Annotated in this window: 17 protein-coding genes and 1 tRNA gene; 8 read left to right on the top strand and 10 right to left on the bottom strand. The window is 67.5% G+C overall.

Translation table 11 applies throughout. From position 1 onward, the window contains the following. Positions 1–407: 407 nt before the first annotated feature. The 3 genes from cysE to A6E15_RS16150 all read right to left on the bottom strand — a co-directional run bounded on the left by cysE (position 408) and on the right by A6E15_RS16150 (position 2,519). Positions 408–923: a serine O-acetyltransferase gene (gene cysE / locus A6E15_RS16160; RefSeq protein ID WP_076147724.1), complete on the bottom strand. Its 516-nt coding sequence runs from the start codon at positions 921–923 to the stop codon at positions 408–410. A gap of 185 nt (positions 924–1,108) precedes the next feature. Beyond that, the gene (locus A6E15_RS16155; protein WP_076147722.1) at positions 1,109–1,777 is read right to left on the bottom strand and encodes a metallophosphoesterase family protein; all 669 of its coding nucleotides are present in this window, start codon (positions 1,775–1,777) and stop codon (positions 1,109–1,111) included. A gap of 151 nt (positions 1,778–1,928) precedes the next feature. After that, the gene (locus A6E15_RS16150; RefSeq protein WP_076147720.1) at positions 1,929–2,519 is read right to left on the bottom strand and encodes an IMP cyclohydrolase; all 591 of its coding nucleotides are present in this window, start codon (positions 2,517–2,519) and stop codon (positions 1,929–1,931) included. Between the two features lie 118 nt (positions 2,520–2,637). Between A6E15_RS16150 and A6E15_RS16145 the strand changes: the two genes are divergently transcribed. The 3 genes from A6E15_RS16145 to A6E15_RS16135 all read left to right on the top strand — a co-directional run bounded on the left by A6E15_RS16145 (position 2,638) and on the right by A6E15_RS16135 (position 4,479). Next, positions 2,638–3,432, top strand: coding sequence for a homing endonuclease associated repeat-containing protein (locus A6E15_RS16145; protein WP_076147718.1), 795 nt, complete (start codon positions 2,638–2,640; stop codon positions 3,430–3,432). A gap of 121 nt (positions 3,433–3,553) precedes the next feature. Continuing rightward, positions 3,554–3,626: transfer RNA gene (locus tag A6E15_RS16140), tRNA-Gln, on the top strand. Between the two features lie 127 nt (positions 3,627–3,753). Continuing rightward, complete coding sequence (locus A6E15_RS16135) at positions 3,754–4,479, top strand: rhodanese-like domain-containing protein (protein ID WP_076147716.1); 726 nt, start codon at positions 3,754–3,756, stop codon at positions 4,477–4,479. A 1-nt stretch (position 4,480) separates the two neighbouring features. Here the strand turns inward: A6E15_RS16135 and A6E15_RS16130 are convergent, their stop codons facing one another. The 4 genes from A6E15_RS16130 to A6E15_RS16115 all read right to left on the bottom strand — a co-directional run bounded on the left by A6E15_RS16130 (position 4,481) and on the right by A6E15_RS16115 (position 9,265). Then, the gene (locus A6E15_RS16130; RefSeq protein WP_076147714.1) at positions 4,481–5,848 is read right to left on the bottom strand and encodes an oxidoreductase; all 1,368 of its coding nucleotides are present in this window, start codon (positions 5,846–5,848) and stop codon (positions 4,481–4,483) included. A 61-nt stretch (positions 5,849–5,909) separates the two neighbouring features. Next, a complete protein-coding gene (gene cgi121, locus A6E15_RS16125) occupies positions 5,910–6,410 on the bottom strand; it encodes a KEOPS complex subunit Cgi121 (RefSeq protein ID WP_076147712.1) in 501 nt (166 codons plus the stop codon). Next, complete coding sequence (locus A6E15_RS16120) at positions 6,410–8,767, bottom strand: ATP-dependent DNA helicase (RefSeq protein WP_076147710.1); 2,358 nt, start codon at positions 8,765–8,767, stop codon at positions 6,410–6,412. Before A6E15_RS16120 ends, cgi121 begins: the two co-directional genes overlap by 1 nt. A gap of 69 nt (positions 8,768–8,836) precedes the next feature. Beyond that, a complete protein-coding gene (locus A6E15_RS16115) occupies positions 8,837–9,265 on the bottom strand; it encodes a DUF6069 family protein (protein ID WP_076147708.1) in 429 nt (142 codons plus the stop codon). 244 nt (positions 9,266–9,509) lie between these two features. Here A6E15_RS16115 and A6E15_RS16110 point away from each other — a divergent pair, with 244 nt between their 5' ends. Next, on the top strand, positions 9,510–9,947 hold the full coding sequence (locus tag A6E15_RS16110) for a universal stress protein (RefSeq protein ID WP_076147706.1): 438 nt from the start codon (positions 9,510–9,512) through the stop codon (positions 9,945–9,947). Positions 9,948–9,981: 34 nt separating this feature from the next. Here the strand turns inward: A6E15_RS16110 and A6E15_RS16105 are convergent, their stop codons facing one another. Both A6E15_RS16105 and A6E15_RS16100 read right to left on the bottom strand, forming a co-directional pair. Continuing rightward, positions 9,982–11,193: an inorganic phosphate transporter gene (locus tag A6E15_RS16105; protein ID WP_076147704.1), complete on the bottom strand. Its 1,212-nt coding sequence runs from the start codon at positions 11,191–11,193 to the stop codon at positions 9,982–9,984. 90 nt (positions 11,194–11,283) lie between these two features. Continuing rightward, positions 11,284–12,081, bottom strand: coding sequence for a class I SAM-dependent methyltransferase (locus A6E15_RS16100; protein ID WP_076147703.1), 798 nt, complete (start codon positions 12,079–12,081; stop codon positions 11,284–11,286). Positions 12,082–12,195: 114 nt separating this feature from the next. Between A6E15_RS16100 and A6E15_RS16095 the strand changes: the two genes are divergently transcribed. Further along, positions 12,196–12,441, top strand: a complete 246-nt coding sequence (locus A6E15_RS16095) for a ferredoxin (RefSeq protein WP_076147701.1) — start codon at positions 12,196–12,198, stop codon at positions 12,439–12,441. A 156-nt stretch (positions 12,442–12,597) separates the two neighbouring features. Here A6E15_RS16095 and mdh read toward each other — a convergent pair whose 3' ends face one another. Then, positions 12,598–13,512 carry a malate dehydrogenase gene (mdh, locus tag A6E15_RS16090; RefSeq protein ID WP_076148403.1) on the bottom strand — a complete coding sequence of 305 codons (915 nt, stop codon included), beginning with the start codon at positions 13,510–13,512 and terminating at the stop codon, positions 12,598–12,600. A gap of 168 nt (positions 13,513–13,680) precedes the next feature. On the opposite strand from mdh, the gene A6E15_RS16085 reads away from it, so the two are divergent. The 3 genes from A6E15_RS16085 to A6E15_RS16075 all read left to right on the top strand — a co-directional run bounded on the left by A6E15_RS16085 (position 13,681) and on the right by A6E15_RS16075 (position 15,992). Then, positions 13,681–14,139: a TIGR00725 family protein gene (locus A6E15_RS16085; protein ID WP_076147699.1), complete on the top strand. Its 459-nt coding sequence runs from the start codon at positions 13,681–13,683 to the stop codon at positions 14,137–14,139. Positions 14,140–14,199: 60 nt separating this feature from the next. Continuing rightward, positions 14,200–14,892 (top strand): Sjogren's syndrome/scleroderma autoantigen 1 family protein, encoded by a 693-nt coding sequence (locus A6E15_RS16080; RefSeq protein ID WP_076147698.1) that lies wholly within the window; start codon positions 14,200–14,202, stop codon positions 14,890–14,892. A 242-nt stretch (positions 14,893–15,134) separates the two neighbouring features. Further along, complete coding sequence (locus A6E15_RS16075; RefSeq protein WP_076147696.1) at positions 15,135–15,992, top strand: phosphatase PAP2 family protein; 858 nt, start codon at positions 15,135–15,137, stop codon at positions 15,990–15,992.

Here is a 15,992-nt window from a genome sequence, read left to right as displayed (position 1 = left end):
CTGTTTTACCGTTTGCGTAGAGAGCAGTTGCGAAGAAGCAGCGTGTTCTGCTATCGTGGCAACAGTGAGTCGCCACGCTCTCCCCAGCCGATTTCCGCTCACGGGCGCCACGCGCCCGTTCGCATGGTTCGCGGGACCGGAGGTCCCGCGCTAACACTCGGTCGCTTCGCTCCCTCGTTCATCCACTGGAAGACGCTTCGCGTCTTCCAAGCAGTCGCTCGTTTCATCCGCTCACGGGTGCAAAGTACCCGTTCGCATGGTCTGCGGGACCAACGGTTCCGCACTACTCGCGACAACCTCGCGAAGTGTTATCGACCACCCTCGCTAGCGCTCGGCCGGTCGACAGCACGCGCCACCGCACGTCGATTCAGAAGTTCAACGTGCTACGTATCTCAGCCCCTTCTCGCTCAGTCGACCCGCTCTGCCGGAACGCCGACGACGGTCGCCCCTTCCGGAACGTCGCTCGTGACGACCGACCCGGCGCCGACGGCCGCGTCCGCGCCGATCGTGATGTCGCCCAAAAGCGTCGCGTTCGCGCCCAGTTGCGCGCCGTTCTCGACGGTCGGGTGACGCTTGACCGGGTCGTTCGTGTCGCCGCCGAGGGTCACCCCGTGATACATGTGGACGTCGTCGCCGATCGCGGCCGTCTCGCCGACGACGACGCCCATCCCGTGGTCGATCGTCACCCGGCGGCCGAGTTCGGCGGCCGGATGGATCTCGACGCCGGTCAGCCAGCGTACCAGATGGGAAAGCAGCCGGGCGACCAGCCGGAACCCGCCGCCGCGGTTCCAGCAGCGGTGAGCGAGCCGGTGGCCCCAGACCGCGTGCAGCCCCGAATAACACAGCAGGACCTCGAGCGATCCCTTCGCCGCGGGATCGCGCTCGCGCATCGCCCGGACGTCCTCACGCACGCGCTCGAACATCCGTTTCGGTCGCGGCGGCGGTCTCGAGGCGACGCTCGTGGCGCGGGGACGGCGAGCGACAACACCGGCCCGCGGCGCGACGGGGACGGTTCCGAGCGGGACGCGCGGTGTGGCCGGTGAGTACCATGTCCGACAGTAGCGGCGGGACGAGTGTAAAAGGGATCGTTTCGGGCGTCGCTCGAGCCCTACTTTCCGCGGGCCAACCGCGTCCCGATACGGCTTGGCAGCCCAGCCTCCTCAACGGCCGCCTGCACGGCGTCGACGTCGTACTCGACCCGGTGGGTCTCGACGGTCAGCGCGTCGAGGTCGACCACCGCGTAGCCGGCTCGCGGGTCCCCGTCGCGGGGCTGGCCGACGCTGCCCGGGTTGACGACGATCCCCTCCCCGAACCGCTCGACGCCCTGGACGTGGGTGTGGCCAAGCACCAGCACGTCCTCGTCCCCGAGCATCCGTTCGGTGAACTCCTCGGGGTAGGTGTAGCGCGTGTAGCGATCGGGGTCGTCGGGATGGCCGTGGACCAGCTTGACCCGGCCGTCGAACGCGAGTCGCTCCGCCGGGAGGTCCGCCAGCCACTCGAGTTGGTCGTCGGACAGCGCCTCTTTCGCGTGGTCGACGCCGGCCTTGGCCATCCCGTTGAACCGGAACGAGGTGTCCCCGGCGACGGCGGCGTCGTGGTTGCCCATCACCGTCGGCACGTCCCGCGCTCGCAGTTCGTCGACGCAGTCGCCGGGCCAGGGGTTGTAGCCGACCACGTCGCCCGCACAGAGAATTTCGTCGACCGCCGGCATGTCCGCGAGGACGGTCTCGAGGGCGACTCGGTTGCCGTGGACGTCAGAGATGAGTCCGACCTTCATGCGCGAGTGCTAGCGCCGCGAGGGATTTGTAGGTTAGCCGGACCGTCGCTTACACTCGCTCGAGCGTCCGGTGGAGAACCGATGTCACTCCGGTCCGTTAGCCGACTTGCGGTGGCGACGCTGGCGGCCGGCCGAGCGCTAACGAGGGCGATCAGTCGCCGTTCTCGATCGCCGTCTCGAACCCGTCGTCGGTCCGGGCGACGCCGGCCGCACAGACTGCGTGTTCGAACTCGAGGTCGTAGGCTGCGCTCGCGGCCGCGGCCGCGCCGTCGGCCTCGAAATCGAACGCCTCGGGCGCGTTCTTCTCGTAGGTCGCAACCAGCGTCGGCTCGTCGACGGTCTCGACCAGCAGGGCGTCCTTGCGAACGGTCCCGATCAGCGCCTCGCCGTCGCCGCCGATCGTCGCCGCGATCCGGGGCGTGTCGTAGTCGTCTTTCTCGTAATCCAGCGCCAGCAGGCTCTCCGCGAGCGCGTCGCGTGCGGGGTAGCCCAACTCGAGTTTCTCCGCGATCGGATCGACGTGCGAGCCGTTGCCGAAGGTGGCCGTCTCGCCGGTCGGCGTCTCGACGACCCGCAGGCAGTTGTAGGAGACGTAGGGGTTGTCCGTCTCCGGGGCGTCCGCGGTGGGGCCGACGGTCAGGGCCTCGTCTCGAGCGGTGAGCTTGCGGTTCGGGAACGATCGCGAGGAGACGCGGTACGCGCCGACCTCGGGACCGACGACGACGAATCGTCCGACGTACATACTCGAGCGTGCGCGCGACTGGGGAAAAGGAATGTCGGTTCGCGCCCGCTCTCTCGCGCCGGGTTTCGGATCGGAGTACCGACGAGGGTTTATATGGGATGCCGCGGCCAACGGCGATATGGTTTCCGAGGCGGAGTGCCTCGAGGCGCTTCGGGAGGCCGCCGAACGACTGGGCGAGTCACCGACGAAGGCACAGTACGAGGAGCTGGGACTGACGCCGGCTTCGGCAACGATCATTCGGACCTGCGGTGGCTGGAACGACGCGAAGGAGACGGCGGGGCTCGAGACGGCCCCGTCTACCGGATCGCGCGTACAGCCGAAACCGGACGATGTCGAACTGCCACCCGAGTTCGTCTGGGAGGAACTCTCGGTCGACCAACGGTGGCACTACCGAAACGTCGACTGGAATACGGAGCGATCGTTACGTCGTCGTTCACGGCTCCGTTCGTGGCTCGATGATATAAAACAAGAGCGGGGCTGTTCCCGATGTGGGGCCGACAGCGTCGCGTGCCTCGATTTCCACCACGTCGAGACAGCGACGAAAGAGATGGCGGTCGGGAAGATGGTGACCTACGGTTACGGGAAAGACCGACTCCGTGAGGAGTTCGAGAAGTGTGAGATTCTCTGTGCGAACTGTCATCGGAAACTCCATTATACGGAACCGGAGCGAGACCGCCGACGATGGGTTCACGATCGAAAACGCGCAACTGGTTGTGCCCGCTGTACTGAGGCTAACTCTGCCTGTTTAGACTTCCACCACGACAGTAATACGAAGGGAGCGTCTGTCACGAGACTCGTCGCGGACGGTCGAACGAGAGATCGAATTCGAACCGAAATCGAACAGTGTACCGTTCTCTGTGCGAACTGCCACCGGAAAGAACATTATGAACCACCGGAGTACGAGTCCCCATGAGAATCGTTTGCTCGAACTCATCCGGTCGCCCCACTCTTGGTGCAGTTCGTAACACTCTAATATGCCCCCGTCTCTACTACTTGGTACGTCGTCGGTAACGACGAACCGACGAAACATATCAAGTCCCGTAGGGTAGTGGCCAATCCTGAAGCCTTCTGGGGGCTTCGACGCTGGTTCGAATCCAGCCGGGACTACTTCTCTCCCTTTTCGACTCGAGCGATCCCCCAGCTTCGCCTGCCGATCTCCAGTTGAAACGAAGGGGTCAGTGGTGGCCTGCGAGTCACCAGAAACCATATCTCCCTCTCGTCGCTAGACGTACCTATGAATCGACGGCAATTCCTCGCTCTCGGAGGGGCGGCATCGCTCGGGGCGGTCGCCGGCTGTCTCGGCGGTGGAAGCGATGCGGAGGCGGCCAACGAATTCGACTACGAACTGAACTCGACGCCCAGCGGCGTCGATGTGCCGCTCGTCCCGGTCGAAGACGCATACGAGTGGTTCAAAAACGATGAGGCGCGGTTCGCCGACGCGCGCGGTCGCGCCCAGTACGACGAAGTTCGGATCAAAGACGCCGTTTTCTCGCCGGCGGAAGACGCGGGCAGCATCGACGACGATCCGGTCGAAGAGTGGTCGACGGACACGCGGATCGTCACCTACTGCCGATGTCCACACCACCTGTCGTCCCAGCGCGCCGCCTCGTTGATCGACGCTGGATACGAACGCACGTACGCGATCGACGAAGGACTCGGTGGCGGTGGGAACGGCGGCTGGATCGACCGCGGCTACCCCATCGAAGGCTCGGCTGTCGACGCCGAATGGATCGAGTACGAGATCGACGGAACGACCGACTCCGAGTACGCAGGTGAGACGGTCGCCCTCAATCAAATCAATGCGAACCGCAGCGAGATAGCGCCGATTCAGGACGACGGTTCGTACACGATTCCGCTGTACTTCGCGGGGTCGACGGACTCGCAGTTCCGCGTCGAGGCCCCCGACTACACCGTCGAGGGGACCCTCGAGGAACTGACGAACGGCACCGTTACGGGATAAGTTACGATTCGGGCCGTTCGTACGCGCCCATCCGCTCGAGTTCACCTCGCTCTCGCAACACTGCGGGCGTCCGGCAGATCCCCGGTGCCCCGGTCACTTGCGGCACCGTACAGTTGTTACAACTTTCACAGAGGACGCGCGGATTTTCGGTCTCGGATCCGCCCTCGAGCAGCCGCGCGCCAAGCCGCGGCTCGGCGTAGAACGGCCGTGCCATGCCGACCATGTCACAGGCCGGGTCGACGTCGCTCGCGCCGTTCCGATCCCCGCTCGAGTCGCCCAGCAACCGATCCATCTGTCGCCGCTTGCGGATGCCGCCCTCCGCAAGCACCGGGATCGACACTTGCTCGCGGACGCGCCGACAGAACGCCTCGTTCCACGCGGGTTCGAAGTCGTACTGGAACGATTGGATCCGGTTGGCCAGTGCGACCAGTCGTCGCCGCGTCGGACCGCCGAACGCGGCGTCGTACTCCTCGCGCAACGCTTCGTTGTCCCATGCTCGCGCGGGGTATTCGCCGCGGACGATGCTCATATCCCAGACGACCGACGTCTGGACGGGCACGACCGCGTCGTAGCCGATCCGCTCGAGCCGGCGGGCGATCTCGACGCCGTCCCGAAGCGAGAGCTTCCGGCGGACGATCGGGGCGGGTGGCGCGGGCGTTTCGGCCGGGACCTTCGTCAGCAGGGGGACGTCGCCGGCCCGCTCGCGGATCTCGTCGTGGACGACCGCGAGGAACTCGAGGCGCGCTTCTGGACTCCCGCCGAACTCGTCGTCGCGGCGGTTGTAAAACGGCGAGCAGAACTGCTGGACGATTCCCATGTTCGCGCCGGCGAGATGGATCCCGTCGTAGCCGGCCTCGACGGCCCGCGCCGCCGCCCGGCCGAAGTCGGCCGCGAGGTCGTACACCTCCGCGGTCGTCAGCACGTGCGGGTCGTACTCGAGAAACCCCAGCCGGTCGAGGGCGCGCAACTGCCACGGCGGCTCCGAGACGGCGAGTTGCTCGAGGCCGGGATTGTCGTCGCGGTACGCGGCGTGCCAGGTCTCCATGCTCCGGAGGCCGCCGTGTTCGAGCTGGAGGACGATTCGGCTCCCGTGGTCGTGGATCCGATCGGTCAGCCGCGAGAGGCGGGCGACGAAGTCAGGGTCGTGAACGCGGGTCATCCCCGGTGCGGCACAGCCGCCCTCGCCGCGGACGATCGTCGCGCCCTGACAGATCAGCCCGACTCCCGATTCGGCTGCGGGCTCGAGATCGTCGATCAGGGTATCGACCGCGTCGGGACCGTTGCCCGCACACTCGAGCAGCGGCGCGCGGTAGAGCCGGTTTGGGACCGTGAGGCCGCCGATGTCGACGGGGTCCTCGAGGGTGACCATGGCGGATGTATCCCGTGTCGACACAAGAGAGTAGTGTCGATTCGGAACTTCGACGTCCGGGCTACTTCTCGACCTCGAGCAGCGCGACCCGCTCGTGAACCAGTGCCGACAGCCCCGCGTCGGTCGCCGCCCGCTCGGTGTCGGGAATCCCGAAGAAGTTACACAGCGTTTCGCCGTCCCGCGGGTCGAGCGTCGCGGTCCGCTCGCGGAACGCGTTCAGGGCTTCGATCGCCTCGAGCGCGGCCCGTTCGTCCCCGTCGCCGTCGACGAGTACGACGGCCGGGGTCTCGCCCTCGTCGACGCCCATCGCGAGGGCGCGATCGATCTGGCGGCGGCCGGCGGCGTACAGCAGGATCTCGACGGCGCGGTCCCGGGCGACGTTCTCGCCGCGTTCGATGGCTCGATCGGCCAGTTCGACGGCGCGCTCGAGGTGTCGTCGATCGGCCACGTACCGCGCGTCGAAGGCCTGTATCGTCACGTCGTGGCGGTCGCCGATCTCGCCGAGGTCGCTTACGAACGCATCCAGATCGTCGATCTCGAGGCGGCATTCGAGTAGCTCCATCAGAAATCACCTAGACTCGCTTGACTGTCGTCGGTATCCGTCGCGGCCGTCTCCTCGTTCGGGGTGTCGTCCGCGGCCGCTGCGCCGTTCTCGTCGTCGCCCGCTCCCGGTGACGCCGGCTCGACGCCGTCCATCGAGGGGTCCTCGCGGCCGGCGTTCTCGAGGACGGTCTCGGCCGTCTTCTCCCCCTTGAGGACGCTCAGGACGACGCCCTTGTCCACGGTCCGGAGGTCGGCGGGCTCCTCGATCCCCGCGTCGTGGAGTCGCCGGGCGCGCTTGCGGCCGACGCCGCCGACCGAGACGAGTTCGAGCAGTTCCTCGCTCACGCCGTGTTCGACGCGGGCGCGGGCCTCCCGGACCGCGACGGTCCACTCGCTGTCGATCTCCGCGGCCAGCGACTCGGCCGCGCCCAGCAGCCACTCGGCGGTGTCGACTTTCCCGCGGAGGTCGCCGGGGCCGACCTGGTACCGGTCCGTGATCCGCTCCTCGTCTGTCTCGTCGGCCCAGTCCTCGAGCAGCTTCCCCGTTTTGAGCGCGGCCAGCCAGTCCTCGAAGCGCTCCTCTTCGAACTCGCTGGGGGCGTTCCCGAGCAGTTCGGTCTCACGTTCGTAGAACAGTTCGCCGTACTGGTCGTCCTCGCCCGAGCGCAGGTAGAGTTCGTACATATCCGGCGTCCGCGAGAGCAGCTGGTAGAGCCCCAGCGCAGTCGGGCGCTCGTCGGCGCGCTCGAGTCCGTGGACGATCTCGGCGGCGCTCATCGGATCCAGATAGAGCCGCGAGACGGTGTGGCCGAGACTGGTCGCCTCGAGTCCCTCGTCGCGGCCGCCACTGTCGAGGGCGGCCGCGGTGGTGAACGCGCCGTCGGCGGCGTCATCGCTGTCGTCATCGTCTCCCCGGCGTCGCGTTATGAAGTCGTTCGACTCGAGGTACTCCAAGACGGTGTCGGTGACCGTCTCGAGCCGGCCGGGCTCGTCGGACTGGCTGGCATAGAGGGTGGCCTCGAGGAACTCGAGCAGCCCCTCGCGCGTGCGAGCGAAGCCCGAAGCGACGGTCGCGAGGACGTGTGTCCGCAGCGCGGGCTCGGCCGCGAGTTTCGACCGGACGGGCTCGGGATCGGCCCAGATGTAGCGGTCGAACAGCTCCTGGCTCTCGTCGTGGCTCTTGGCGAGCAACACGGCCTCTCCGTAGGGGTCGAGTCCCGGGCGACCCGCTCGTCCCATCATCTGGTGGACCTCGAGGACGTCGAGCGGGGACATCCCGCCCGCACTGGGGTCGAACCGCCGCCAGTCGCGGACGATCACGCGGCGGGCGGGCGTGTTGACCCCCGCGGCGAGTGTCGGCGTCGCCGAGATCACCTTCAGGAGCCGGTCGCGGAAGGCGTCCTCGACGAGCGAGCGCTGGGTGTTCGAGAGGCCGGCGTGGTGGAAGGCGGCGCCGCGCTCGACGCAGTCGGCCAGATCCGCGCTCGTCTCGGTGTCGCTGTCGTCGCGGATCTCGTCGGCCAACTCGGCGAGTTCGGCCCGCTCGTCGCCGGTCAGCTCCGGTTTCACGACCCCGTCCAGCCGGCCCGCGGCGGCCTCGGCGTTCCGGCGGGAGTTGACGAACACCAGCGAGGAACCGCCCTCCCGGACGATGTCGCGGACGAGCGCGGCCTCCTGCTTCTCCGAGCCCTGGACCGGCACTTCTCGGGTCGAGCCGTCGTCGAAGTTCAGGGCGTTGCCGTAGTGGACCCCCATCCGCAGGTCGATCGGCCGCCAGTCGGTGTCGATCAAGGCGGCGTCGAGCCAGTCGGCGATCTCGTCGGCGTTGCCGACCGTCGCCGACAGCGCGACCTGTTGCATCCCCGGGTTGAGCTTCCGCAGCTTCGCGAGGGTCACCTCGAGGGTCGGCCCTCGGTTGCGGTCGTCGATCAGGTGGACTTCGTCGCTGACGACGCAGGTCAGCTCCGAGAGCCAGTCCGCGCCGTTGCGAACGAGCGAGTCGACCTTCTCGCTGGTGGCGACGACGATGTCTTTGGTCGCGAGCCAGTCGCTGGTGCTCTCGTAGTTGCCCGTCGTGACCCCGACCGTGACGCCGAACTCCTCGTAGGCCTCGAACTCCGCCTTTTTCTCGCTGGCGAGCGCCCGCAGGGGGACGATGTAGAGCGCTTTCCCGCCGCGTTCGATCGCCGACAGCATCGAGAGCGCGGCGACCATCGTCTTCCCGCTGGCGGTCGGGACGGCGGCCACGAGGTTCTCCCCGTCGGTCGCCCCGGCCTCGACCGCCTCGGCCTGGGGCGGGTAGAGTTCCTCGATGCCCTCGCGCCGGAAGTGGTCGACGGCACCGGCCGGGAGCCCCGACAGCTCCTCGATATTCATTACCCGCCTTTGGCCCCTTTCGCGGTTTAAACTATCGTCTTGCGGACTCCGCGGACCGGGACCGCCGTCTCATCGTCGGTTCCGGCGGTCGGTCAGTACACCCACACAAACGACTGCCGTCGCGACGTGCATCAGACCGAGAACCGCGCCGGCGACGAGACTGCCACCGGGCTGATCGGGGATGACGACGAAATCGGGAAGCAAGGAGAGAAGGAGGACGATCGCCGCGACGATCGTGAACGCACGATCCCGGTCGGCAACGGTTCGCGCGAGAACGCCGTAGGTTACGGTCGCACCGACGACCCCGATGGTCGTAAAGAACGATACCGGCTCGTAATTCAGCGCCGCCAGTTCGGGCGCGATGCCGCCGGCGTTCGCCACGAACACGATGAGCCAGTTGATGACCAACGACACGACGAGCGCGATCACTCCCGACCGTACGAGGTCGCTTCGGGTGAGCGGTCGGGCCGATTCCGACACCTCCGCTTCGGAGTCCATGATCCGGGTTCTACCCCTGTGGTGAAAATCATTTGCCACGATTTCGATTTATATTCGAATCGGTGACTGATGGTTCGGCTGAGACGGTCTGCTGTCACTGCGTCTCGAGCGACGCCGACCGGTCGTCGCTCTCGCTCTTCGAACGGCAGTCGATGCCGGTCGAACCGGGTGACCGAGATGCCCGGCGCTGCGAGAACGGATCGACGGCGATAGACCGATGCGACTGGCTCCCGAAGCGCCACGCATGGCCGACTCCGATCCCGACCGCGTCCTCGTCCCCACGCTGGGCCGCCCCCGCGAGGACGAGGCGCTCGCGTACGCCTGCGAGACGTTCCCCGACGCCGATATCACCCTCCTCGCCGTCGTCACGCCACTGGATGCACCCCTCAGCGAGGGCGGCGTCCTCGAGCGAGACGAGGCGCGAACGGCGGCTACTCGGGAGAGCGCGACCGAACTGCTCGAGTCGGTCGCCGACGCCCCGTCGGATCGGGTCCGGATCGAGACGGCCGAGGGCAGACCCGGAACCGTCGTCCCGCGCTATGCGTCCGACGAGGAGATCGACCACGTCGTTCTCTACGGCTCGATGACCGGCTCGGCGGGCTTTTTCAGGCGGTTTCTGGGCCGCGGGATCGCCGCTACGGTCGTCGAGCGCACTTCGGAGCCGGTAACGGTGCTGGAGTAACCGCTCGAGGTCGCCCTCGAGCCGCCGGAGGTACTCACGACCCGCCGATGACCGCCGCGAACAGCCGATACAGCCCGTAGCTGACGACGACGGAACTCGAGAGCGTGATCAGCCAGAAGGTGATCGTGACGGCGATCTTCCGCCGGGAGACGCCGGCAGAGCCGCCGGCCAGTCCGCCGCCGATGACTCCCGAGAGGACGATGTTGTTCAGCGAGATGGGGATACCCAGCGCGATGGCGAGCTGGGCGATGATAAAACCCGGCACCAGCGCGGCGATCGATCGTCGCACGCCCAGCTGGGCGTACTCCCGAGACGTTGCCTGTAACAGCCGCGGCGCGCCCATCCACGCGCCGGCGAGGATGCCCGTCGCGCCGATCGACAGCAGGAGGATCCCCGGGAGCCCGAGTTCGGTCCGGAAGAGGTTCTCGAGCGGGCCGGTCGCGAGCCCGACCTGCGAGCCGCCCGAGGAGAAGGCGACGATGCCGCCCAGGACGAGCAGGAACGAGCGGATCCCATCCTCCACGGAGACGCGGACGCGCTCGCGGACCAGGGCGAACGCGAGGACGCCTGCCCCGATCGTCACGAGGGCGGTGCCGAGGTCGACGCCGGTGGCGAGGCTCGGGCCGCCGCCGATCAGTCGGGAGACGAAGCCGGCCAGCGTCCCCTGGTCGGCGGTCGGATCGGGGATCACTCCGAGCCGGACGTTGGCGAGGATCGCGCCGACGACGCCGGCCAGCAGCGGCACCCCCACGGTCTCGGGGACGTCGTCGCGGCGCAGGACCGTCGCCGTCGCGTAGGCCAGCCCGCCGGACATGACCGGCACCAGCGCCCAGAAGATCCCGAGCCGGCGGTAGGTCGCTATCGCGGGATCGCCGCCGAGCGAGAGGCCGACGCCGACCATCGCGCCCGTGGTCGCAAACGCCGCGGGGATCGGGTACCGCGTGTAGATGCCGATCGCCATGAATCCCGCCGCGGTCAACAGCCCAGCGGTGGCCGCAAGCGGCGTGATCATCACGCCGTCGATCAGGTCCGCGCCGACGGTCTCGGAGATGCTGCCGCCCTGCATGAGCGCTCCCGCGGCCGCGAGCAGGCCGATGACGAACGCCGCCTGCATCGTCGAGATGGCGTTCGCACCGATCGCCGGGGCAAAGGGCGGCGAGTTGCTGTTGGCCCCCAGCACCCACGCCATGAATAGACAGGTGACGACGGCCGCGGTGACGAGAACCGCGAAGGAGAATGCAACCATTCAGTCTCTCGTACCTTCCCGTTCTACGACGGGGTGGAAAAGCATTGCTCGGCAGTCGAACGAGATGCCCGGAGCTCGCCGCGCCCGTCGTTATTCCGACGATCCCGCTGCGGTCCTCTCCTTTCGCAACTCGAGGCGGTAATGACCGCCCTCGTCAGTCCGGGAAACGCGGGCCGGCGTCCACGGCGTTCCGACCGTCGCCTCGCGAAGCCGTCCGGGCGAACACAGCAGGAACTGCAGGGTTCGGCCGACCTCGCGTCGCTGCTCGCCGTCCGCCTCGCGTTCGAACTCGAGGTGGAAACACCGGTGGGCGATCCCCTCCCGTGGATCCGACCGGTAGCCGAGGAAGTCGTCGTTCAGCCGCGTCGGACCGTAGTTGTCGACGACGGCCACGCCCGCCTCGTCGGTGACGCGGGCAAACTCCCGGAGCAGGTCGCGGATTCCCGCCAGCGACCGCCCGAGGCCGACCTGCGTCCCGACGGCATGGACCGCGCCTACCGCGCCGGTCGCCACTGGCAGGTCGAACATGTCGCCCGCGAGAACGCCCTCGGCACCGCGTTCACGGGCGGCTCGAACGGCGGTCGGACTCACGTCGACGCCGACGGCCTCGACGCCGCGCTCGTCCCACCACAGGAGGTGTTTGCCCGCGCCACAGCCCACGTCGATGACCGGTTCGCGCTCGGCGAGTCGCTCTAGGCCGTCGATCGTCGCCGGTGTCCACGACTCGGGGCTCGAGAAGTAGAACTCGGCGACGTTGCCGTCCCGTACGTCCGCACCGTCGCGGTAGACGAGTCGTCCCGGCTCGTCGCGGTGGTGTGCGAGCATCGCCCGTCCGAGCGGGTCGGCCGCGGCCGTCGATTCTGACGGCCCGGGTCGGTCCGCAGTCATGCTCGGAGCGACGACCCGCCGAGTAATAAAAACACGACGACATATGGTCTCTGGTATCTCGACCCACGGTCGGGGACCGCTACCGATTTACGCCGATCGGCCCAACCCCCTCGCATGAAGGTCGAATTCGACGAGGACGTCTGTATCGGGATGTTCCAGTGTGTCGCCGAGTGGGACGCCTTCGAGGCGGACAAATCGAAGGGGAAGGCGATCCTCGCGGACAGCGAGGAACGCGAGGAGGGCGTCTTCGTCCGCGAGGTCCCCGACGACGCGGAACTGGACGCGAAGTTCGCCGCCCGCTCCTGTCCGGTCGATGCGATCACGATCTACGACGACGACGGCGAGCAGCTGATTCCGTAGGGACGACTCGAGGCGCGTTCGTGTCGGAGACAGTGGCGTCAGCGGCGACGAAGAGAACGAGTCGGCGGGGCTATCCGACGGTCCGTTCGATCCGGGGCGAGCCACCGCTGACGGCGGGCGTGGAATCGGAAAAACGGACTGCAAGCGAGGACCGCGTTAGCTGATCTCGTCGTACTGTTCCGAGAGCTTCTCGGCGGCCTCGCCGAGCTGGTTGCGCTCGTACTCGGTGAGGTCCCACTCGACGATCTCCTCGACGCCGTCGGCCCCGAGCTTACAGGGGACGCCGAAGGCGGTGTCCTCGTGGCCGTACTCGCCCTCGAGCGTGACGCTCGCGGGCAGGACTTCGCCCGTGTCCCGGAGGATGGCCTCGACCATGTGGCCGACGCCGGTGGCCGGCCCCCACTCGGTCGCGCCCTTCTTCTCGATGACGTTCATCGCCGAGGTCTGGAGTTCCTCGAGCAACTCCTCTTTCTCGTCCTCGTCGAACGCGACGTCTTGTCCGTCGACCCGCACTTTGGAGAAGACGGGGACCTGGGCGTCGCCGTGTTCCCCGAGGATCGTCGCCTCGACGTTCTGGACGGGAACGTCGAAGCGCTCGGAGATCACGTAGCGAAAGCGGGCGGAGTCGAGCCGGCCGCCGAAGCCGATCACTTTCTCGCGGGCGCGGTCGCCCGTCTCGTAGAGGTGCCGGTTCAGCAGGTCGACCGGGTTGGACGTGGTGACGGTGACGAAGTCGTCGTTGTGTTCGGCGATCGAGGAGCCGATGTCCTCCATGATCGGCGCGTTGTCGCCGGCCAGGTCGATCCGGGTCTGGCCCGGCTGGCGCGGAATGCCGGCCGTGATGACGACGACGTCCGAGCCGGCGGTGTCCGCGTAGTCGCCCTGTCGGATCGTCGTGTTCGAGTCGTAGGCCACGCCGTGGTTCGTGTCGGCGGCCTGCCCGATCGTGTCGTCTTCCTTGTCCGGAATGTCCACGAGGACGATCTCGTCCGCGACCTCCCGAAGCGCGATGTTGTAGCCCGCAGCGGCCCCGACGGTTCCGGCCGCGCCGACCACGCTAACTTTCGTCATATCGCGTAATGCTTCCTCATCCCACACGTTAAATCCGTCGAAACCTCCCACTTCTAACGAGTTTTCGGTACGTACTTCGTCGATCGTCGTCCCGAATTCCCGTCCCGTCGATCGGGCGACCGACTCGAGACCGAACCGATCATGGTGGCCGCTCGCTCCCACTCACGTATGCGCGTCAGCGTCATCGGCGGCGGGACGATCACGGACGAACAGGCGGCCCGCGCCGAGCGGGTGGGACGCGAACTCGCCGCGCGCGGCCACACGGTCGTCTGTGGCGGTCGCGGCGGGACGATGGCAGCGGTCTGTCGCGGCGCGAAAGCCGAGGGCGGGACCACGATCGGGATCCTCCCCGGCGAGCGCCGCGACGCCGCGAACGACGATGTCGACGTTCCGATCGCGACCGGGCTGGGCCACGCCCGGAACGCGCTCGTCCCGCTGAACGGCGACGCGGTGATCGCGCTGGCCGGCGGCGTCGGCACCCTCTCCGAGCTCGGCTTCGCCGGAATCTACGACCGGCCCGTCGTCGGCCTCGAGACCCACGACGTCGCCGCGGCCGGCCTCGACCTCGAGCCCGTCGACACCCCCGCTGCGGCCGTCGACGCCGTCGAAGCGGCCCTCGAGTCCTGACAGTCAGCTCGAGCCGTCGCTGTCGCAGCTTTTTCGACGCCCCGTCACCTCTAGACGGACATGAGCGACTTCGACAAGGAAGCCGAGCGCGAGAAACTCCGCGAGAAGTACGAACAGGACAAGAAAGAGCGCGAGGCGACCCAGCGGATGAGCGACCTGTTGCTCAAGGGCGCGACGATGACCAACGCCCACTGTGGCACCTGCGGCGATCCGCTGTTCCAACAGAACGGCACCACGTTCTGTCCCAGCTGTCACGGCAACCCCGACGCCGTCGAAGGGACCGATCTCGAGGCCCAGCCGGCCGAGGGATCGGTCCCCGAAGGAAGCGCCGACGGGGGAGCCGAAGCGTCGTCGTCCGATACCGCCGCGTCGGGCGCTGACGCGGCCGAGCCTGCGACGACCGGCGACGCGGCGTCGACGGACCCGCGACGCGGCGACCGGGCCCCGGCCACCGACGACGCGGCACCCTCGAGCGCCGCCGATCGCACGCCGTCCGATCCGCCCCAATCCGAGCGCCGCCAACCGACGGAACCGACGGCCGACGACCGCTCGAGCGACCCTGAACCGCCGCGACGCGCACCCGCGGCGAGCCCGTCGTCGGTCGACGGCGACCTCGAGGCGGCCCGCGACGCGCTCGTTCGGTCGCTCGAGCGGTTCGCCGAGGAGGCGGCCGCCACCGACGACCCGCGGTACGCGCGGGACTGTCTCGCGGCGGCTCGCGAGGCCGGTGAAGCGCTATCGACGCTGCGGTAACCGGTTCGATTGACTCGTCGTCTCTTTTCCGCCCTCTCGAGGGGCCCGCCGTCGCCCCGGCTCGAAGCGATCGAGGTACCAATAGATATATATTTGACATAGATGTATGCTATCGTGAGTTTCCAACAGATGGATAGATCGACCGGCGCGTGTGTCCCGTCCGGTCAGCACTGCCCTCCCCGGGCGACCGACGTCTCGCCCGCCCCCGTCAACCGGTCCACGATCACCTACTAATCCCACCCATGGCACTCGGATTCGTCGTACTGCTTACGGTACTCGTCGTCTGCATCGGACTCGTCGCGACCTGCGCGGCGTGTCTCGATCGAACCATGCTCGGCCGGACGATGGCCGACTACGACCGCCGATTCGTCGAGATCGTCCCCTATCTCGGTGTTACGGCGCTGTTCTTCCTGGGGAAACGCGCGACACACGGCCACACCCTCCGCATCTCGAAGGCGCTCGACTGGGATCTCACCGCCGAGATCTACGCCGTCGAAGGGGAGTTCGTCGCGTGGCTCCAGACGATTACGCCACAGCAAACGCTCGAGTTCTTCTCGGCGATGTACATGTTCGGGTTCCCGTACCTGCTGGTGACCGCGCCGATCCTCTACTACCTCCTGCCGTCCCAGCGCTATCTCAAGGAACTGCTCGTCTCGTATCTGTTGAACTACTTCATCGGAACGCTCTTTTACACGCTGTTTATCGTCTACGGGCCGCGCAATCACCTGTCGTCCGTCGACGGACTGATGTACTCCTTCTACCCGCAGACACAGGAGGTGACCGCGGCCGTGTCGGCGAACACGAACGTCTTCCCGTCGCTACACACGTCGCTGACCGTCGTCGTCGTGTTGCTCGCGTGGCGCTCCCGACGGGAGTATCCGCGGTGGTTCCCGATCGCGTCGTTCGTCGGCGCGTGCGTCGTCTTCTCGACGATGTATCTGGGCATCCACTGGCTGATCGACGTCGTCGCCGGCGTCGTCCTCGGCGTCGGGGCCGTCTTCGCCGCCGAACGGATCGTCGCCCGGGCGGAGGGCGACGCGGGCCCGGTTCCCGCGTCCGACGAGCGCGAGGACGGGGCCCCGTCCGACCCGAGCGACTGA

The organism is Natrinema saccharevitans (assembly GCF_001953745.1).
Classification (GTDB): domain Archaea; phylum Halobacteriota; class Halobacteria; order Halobacteriales; family Natrialbaceae; genus Natrinema; species Natrinema saccharevitans.
The sequence above is the reverse complement of the archived record's forward strand: the minus strand, read 5'-3'. Positions and strand labels throughout refer to the sequence as shown.

What these genes read in the sequence shown, in the direction of transcription:
- cysE (WP_076147724.1), bottom strand. Translation starts at nt 923, where the DNA reads ATGTTCGAGCGCGTGCGTGAGGACGTCCGGGCGATGCGCGAGCGCGAT.
- A6E15_RS16155 (WP_076147722.1), bottom strand. Translation starts at nt 1,777, where the DNA reads ATGAAGGTCGGACTCATCTCTGACGTCCACGGCAACCGAGTCGCCCTC.
- A6E15_RS16150 (WP_076147720.1), bottom strand. Translation starts at nt 2,519, where the DNA reads ATGTACGTCGGACGATTCGTCGTCGTCGGTCCCGAGGTCGGCGCGTAC.
- A6E15_RS16145 (WP_076147718.1), top strand. Translation starts at nt 2,638, where the DNA reads ATGGTTTCCGAGGCGGAGTGCCTCGAGGCGCTTCGGGAGGCCGCCGAA.
- A6E15_RS16135 (WP_076147716.1), top strand. Translation starts at nt 3,754, where the DNA reads ATGAATCGACGGCAATTCCTCGCTCTCGGAGGGGCGGCATCGCTCGGG.
- A6E15_RS16130 (WP_076147714.1), bottom strand. Translation starts at nt 5,848, where the DNA reads ATGGTCACCCTCGAGGACCCCGTCGACATCGGCGGCCTCACGGTCCCA.
- cgi121 (WP_076147712.1), bottom strand. Translation starts at nt 6,410, where the DNA reads ATGGAGCTACTCGAATGCCGCCTCGAGATCGACGATCTGGATGCGTTC.
- A6E15_RS16120 (WP_076147710.1), bottom strand. Translation starts at nt 8,767, where the DNA reads ATGAATATCGAGGAGCTGTCGGGGCTCCCGGCCGGTGCCGTCGACCAC.
- A6E15_RS16115 (WP_076147708.1), bottom strand. Translation starts at nt 9,265, where the DNA reads ATGGACTCCGAAGCGGAGGTGTCGGAATCGGCCCGACCGCTCACCCGA.
- A6E15_RS16110 (WP_076147706.1), top strand. Translation starts at nt 9,510, where the DNA reads ATGGCCGACTCCGATCCCGACCGCGTCCTCGTCCCCACGCTGGGCCGC.
- A6E15_RS16105 (WP_076147704.1), bottom strand. Translation starts at nt 11,193, where the DNA reads ATGGTTGCATTCTCCTTCGCGGTTCTCGTCACCGCGGCCGTCGTCACC.
- A6E15_RS16100 (WP_076147703.1), bottom strand. Translation starts at nt 12,081, where the DNA reads ATGACTGCGGACCGACCCGGGCCGTCAGAATCGACGGCCGCGGCCGAC.
- A6E15_RS16095 (WP_076147701.1), top strand. Translation starts at nt 12,196, where the DNA reads ATGAAGGTCGAATTCGACGAGGACGTCTGTATCGGGATGTTCCAGTGT.
- mdh (WP_076148403.1), bottom strand. Translation starts at nt 13,512, where the DNA reads ATGACGAAAGTTAGCGTGGTCGGCGCGGCCGGAACCGTCGGGGCCGCT.
- A6E15_RS16085 (WP_076147699.1), top strand. Translation starts at nt 13,681, where the DNA reads ATGCGCGTCAGCGTCATCGGCGGCGGGACGATCACGGACGAACAGGCG.
- A6E15_RS16080 (WP_076147698.1), top strand. Translation starts at nt 14,200, where the DNA reads ATGAGCGACTTCGACAAGGAAGCCGAGCGCGAGAAACTCCGCGAGAAG.
- A6E15_RS16075 (WP_076147696.1), top strand. Translation starts at nt 15,135, where the DNA reads ATGGCACTCGGATTCGTCGTACTGCTTACGGTACTCGTCGTCTGCATC.